This is a genomic window from Colwellia sp. (genome assembly GCF_013215345.1).
In the GTDB taxonomy this organism is placed as follows: domain Bacteria; phylum Pseudomonadota; class Gammaproteobacteria; order Enterobacterales; family Alteromonadaceae; genus Colwellia.
In genome coordinates this window covers 1-4472 of sequence record NZ_JABSOV010000201.1, presented here as the reverse complement: position 1 = coordinate 4472, position 4472 = coordinate 1, and the positions used below count along the sequence as shown (strand labels likewise).

At 39.5% G+C, this 4472-nt stretch carries 3 protein-coding genes; all 3 read right to left on the bottom strand.

The annotated features are described in order from the left end of the window. A partial coding sequence (locus tag HRT50_RS17975) for a hypothetical protein (protein WP_291617052.1) occupies window positions 1-264 on the bottom strand: 264 nt, incomplete at its 3' end. Next, window positions 264-2117: a CHASE2 domain-containing protein gene (locus tag HRT50_RS17970; RefSeq protein ID WP_291617051.1), complete on the bottom strand. Its 1854-nt coding sequence runs from the start codon at window positions 2115-2117 to the stop codon at window positions 264-266. The genes HRT50_RS17970 and HRT50_RS17975, both read right to left, overlap by 1 nt. A 135-nt stretch (window positions 2118-2252) precedes the next feature. Continuing rightward, window positions 2253-4130, bottom strand: a complete 1878-nt coding sequence (locus HRT50_RS17965; protein ID WP_291617048.1) for an adenylate/guanylate cyclase domain-containing protein — start codon at window positions 4128-4130, stop codon at window positions 2253-2255. Window positions 4131-4472 lie beyond the last annotated feature (342 nt).

The following is a 4472-nucleotide window of genomic DNA, read 5'->3' as shown; positions in this document are numbered from 1 at the left end:
GTACCAAGCACTTTTTCTACTTTGAATATTAATCTTTTCTTTGGCGGCAACAAAGCCGGTAATATTACTTTGGAAACTAGGTTGCATTAACAAGTTAACTTTTTTTATCATCTGCCCCGCACGAACATTGTTAGGTTTTTGTGTGACTGGATTTGCTGCAAAGGCAAAACTGGTATTAAAATTTGTTAGGACAAAAAGAACAGTTGCCATAATGAATGGGCTAGTAGCTATTATTGCAAGGTAAGCACAAAGAACTTTGGACATTACTTATCTCTCCTTTGAGGTTGATACAAATGAACCTTGCCCTGCCTACCTTTGACTTGGTGCTCACCTTGGTAACTAAAATCAAAAGCATGACTGGAAATCTTTTTAGTTTGTTCGGAAACTAATATTCGAGCGTTATTTTTAGTCAGTCCTTCAATTCGACTTGCCAAGTTTACCGTGTCGCCAATAACAGTATAGTCGAGCCGTAAGTCGGCGCCGATCATACCAACAATGCATTCCCCAGTATGAATACCAATACCAATATCAAAGCTTTGTAAGTCTGTTGGTAGGCTTTGGCGAAAGCGTAATAACTCTTGCTCCATAGCTAGTGCTGCATTAATAGCCGCCACGGCATCTTGTTCAGGTTTACGCTGTATAGGTGCGCCCCAGAAGGCCATTACACAATCTCCAATAAACTTATCTAGGGTGCCATGATGTTGAAAAATAATAGCCACCTGTTGATTAAAATATTGATTGAGTAGCTTAACCACGGCTTCAGCATCACTATTTTCGGCCAATTGAGTGAAATTTCTAATATCAGAAAACAATACTGTCAGTGTTTGTTTTTTATTTAGCTGTTCAGGTGATAAAGCGCCCTCCTCAAGAAGTTTATAAACGACTTGCGGGTCTAAGAACCGGCCAAACATGGCTAAGGCTTGTTGGCGTCGTCGGTATTCTAAGTAGCCATAAAAAAAAGAAAAGATGAGGAAGCTAACTAACATAACCAGCAATATAGCGCCAATAAACAATAGCTGTTGCTGCTTTAATAACGCAGTGCTAATGCTGGTTAATATTAAGCTTATTACGGCCATCAATAACAAGGTATAACCAACTTGCCTTACATAGCCACTGACTAATATAAACACGAGGCAAGTAAGGGTAATCACCATGACACCTATAACGGCTTGGCTGAAATCACTCACCGGTATTAAATATTGTTCATTTTTAAGGTTATCTATGGCAGTTGCTAACATATAAACACCGGGGAGTTGGTCGCTTAATGGGGTTGCTCTCGCATCATATAACCCTGATGCGGTGGCACCAATCAAAACAATCTTGCCTGACAATTTTTGTAAAAATTCTTTATTATTGTTAACTATGGCTTGATAAATATCGACATAACTTAAGGTGAAATATGGCTGTTCCGCAGCCCCTCGCCATTGTAATAAAACGTTCTGACGTTCCGGCAATGGTAATGCCAGAGAACTGACTAACTTTGCCGGTAAAGAGGGAAAATGCCAGCCTGAAAGGTTTCTATAGACATCATAACTGCGTCCAACACCGTCAAAACTGGCATTAAAATTTATACTGCCCAGCTGCCAATACTGTCGATTGATAGCCAAGGGTAAGATGAAACTTCCTTTGGCATTTTCATGCGCTAAAGGTGTTTTTAGTAAACCCAATTCCTTGGGCAGCTCTTTAAGTAAGACACCACCGCCAGCAACTAGATTTTGCTCTAAGGTCGCAAAATATATGCCAGTTGAATTTGCCAATACTTCATTAAAATAGGTATCTGCAGCAGGTCGATAAATATCCTGCTCGGCGAATAAAACATCAAATACTATAGCAGATAAAGCAAATGGCTGTAGCGCTTCAATAACTTGTGCATGTATTGTTCTAGGCCATACCCAGCGCCCTGCCACAGTATTCATTTGCTTTAAACTGTGATCATCAATAGCAATAACGACGATATCTTCATCAACAGCTAACTGAACGGCTAAATATCGTGATTGACGATCGAAAATAGCAAAATCTGCCGTTTTAAAAAAGTAACTTTGTTGAGCAATAATGTAGGAGGTGATTAAAAAAACAACGATAAGTAATGATGATATTTTTACCCTGGATAATTTCATCAGCTCTGTACCCGAGTTAAAGTCCCTTATGTTGAAGCCATAGTGTCAAAGTCATATTTTTAATACTAATGACTGCTTGCTTTATGCTTCTTGCTAGTTGCTAAAATAGGTTAAGATAAAATCAGATTATCTTATTTATTTTTGACTGTGGGTAAATATGCCATCCCAACCTTCATCAAAAACTTTCCCTTGTTGGGCTCTTAGTCGATCAAGATAAATTTGTTGATAAACAGTAACTGGCGAATGTGCTATTAATGAAGTTAGCAGCGCTAAGGATTTTTGCCAATTTTGCTGCTTATAATGCTTTAATACTTGCTCAAATTGTTGAATTTGTGCCAGCTCTGTTTGACTAAAATCACTTAATAATCCCAGAGGCTGATATATGGTTAAGCCCTGTTGCTTTCCTTTGACTCTCACCGTATCTATTTCTTGAAATATAATGCCTTTACACTGTGACTTGGTCGACTGACTCACTAAAATAGCGACACCGTAATATTTGGTTAACCCTTCTAGGCGAGAAGACAAGTTCACGCCATCACCAATAACAGTGTAATTAAGTCGAGTGGCTGAGCCCATATTACCAGCAATAACATTGGCACTATTGATACCAATACCTAAACCGATTGCAGCAAACTTTTGCTCTACCAGCTCTAGGTTAATGAGTACTAACTCTTGTTGCATTGCTAACGCAGCAAGGACGGTGTTTTGTGCTTGTAAATCATCATTTATGGGCACGCCAAATAACGCCATAACCGCATCACCAATATACTTGTCGATAACGCCATGATGATTATCGATAATTTTACTGAGTCGAGTTAGCAGTTGGTTTAACAAGGTCAGCACTTCTTTGGCATCATGAGTTTCACATAAGCTGGTAAAGTTTCTGATATCACTAAACAATATAGTTACCTGTCGCTCTTCCCCGCCTAGTTCAACGCCTTTACTAAGTAACTGCTCCGCAATGGCTGGTGAAACAACTTTCCCCAACAAGCTGCGTATTTTTGCTCGCTCTGCTAAGCCTTTAGCCATAGCATTAAAACGTTTTGCCAGTTGACCCAGCTCATCTTTTTGATTCACCTCGATAGTTAAATCATAGTGGCCTTGTTCAATCCTTTTTGCCCCTTGTGCCAAAACAGTCACCGGCTGAGTTATTTTTCTGGCAATGAAATTACCACCCACTATCAGTAGTAATAAGGCGATAGCAAAGCCTGTGGCTACAATAAAGTGTAACTGGTCATAGGGAAGCAGCGCTTGTGCTAAAGAGCGCTGCAGCAAAGCAATAAAGTATTCATCATGCTGATATTGGATAGGCAGAACGACAGAGATATAGTGTTGTTGGTCCATTAACAAATCAAAGTTTTTCTTAAAACCCCAACTTTGCTCTGTTAACGCTTGCTCAGATAACAGCCGCGTTTCAGTCGGTAATGTTGATGCTAATTGCTGCCATTGATTATTAATGTCCCTTAAGGTACTGCCATAGAGTATTGAAACCTGTGATTTAGTGGTTTTCTGCAAGTTTTCCGCGAAGCTGTCGGTGATTAAGAAACCCATGACAATCCAATGACTGGGCTCGGGTGAAAATAATGGCACAACCACTAATAAATAGGGTTGCTCATCAATAAAGGCAATAGAGTCGGCTTCGCCAAATTCACTATTGCTTGCTTGCTCAATTAACTGAGGTAAATAAAAGGGTCGAGCGGTTAAGTTAGGGTGGCTGGTATCAGCAATAATGTTGCCATCCATCGAAAGTAGCAACATTACACTTGCCTCTACTCGTTGTTGATAACTTATTAAGGTGGATAATACGGTTTTGTGCTCGTTAGTATTAGCAACAGGTTTAAAGGCGTAATCAGAAGATAAAGCTCTTACCTTTGCCAGCAAACTATCGCGGTGCTGCGTTAATGATTTGAAAAAAACATCGGCAGTGACTTGCAGAGCTTCATCAATATTAGCTCTTGCAGTCGCTATATTGGCATCACGAATAACAATAAATAATGCTAATTGTATTGGCACAAAAATCACCAGCACAAAAGCAATAATTCTACTGCGAAAGTGTGAAAACCTAAAAAGCTTATTGATTACCATCCCTCACGTTATCGCCAGCATTGCCAATACTCGGTAGCTAAATATTTATAGGCTTTTAATTCAAAATTTTGACTTCACAAGCTTTATCTCTCAAAGTAAAGGTTACTGCCCTGAATTTAATAGCCTCTGCGCTTAACGCTTTTGGGTGAGCGCCATGCTTTGAACTGTGTTTTTTGCCTAACGGTAAAGACTAACTTTTGTTCATCTTCATTAATCTCTATTTGCTTCGCGTTGAGTTGTTCACTACCTTTCGACTTTGGGTGCCAGACA

Excerpts from the sequence above, each read along its gene's own strand:
- HRT50_RS17970 (WP_291617051.1), bottom strand. The coding sequence starts at position 2,117 with ATGAAATTATCCAGGGTAAAAATATCATCATTACTTATCGTTGTTTTT.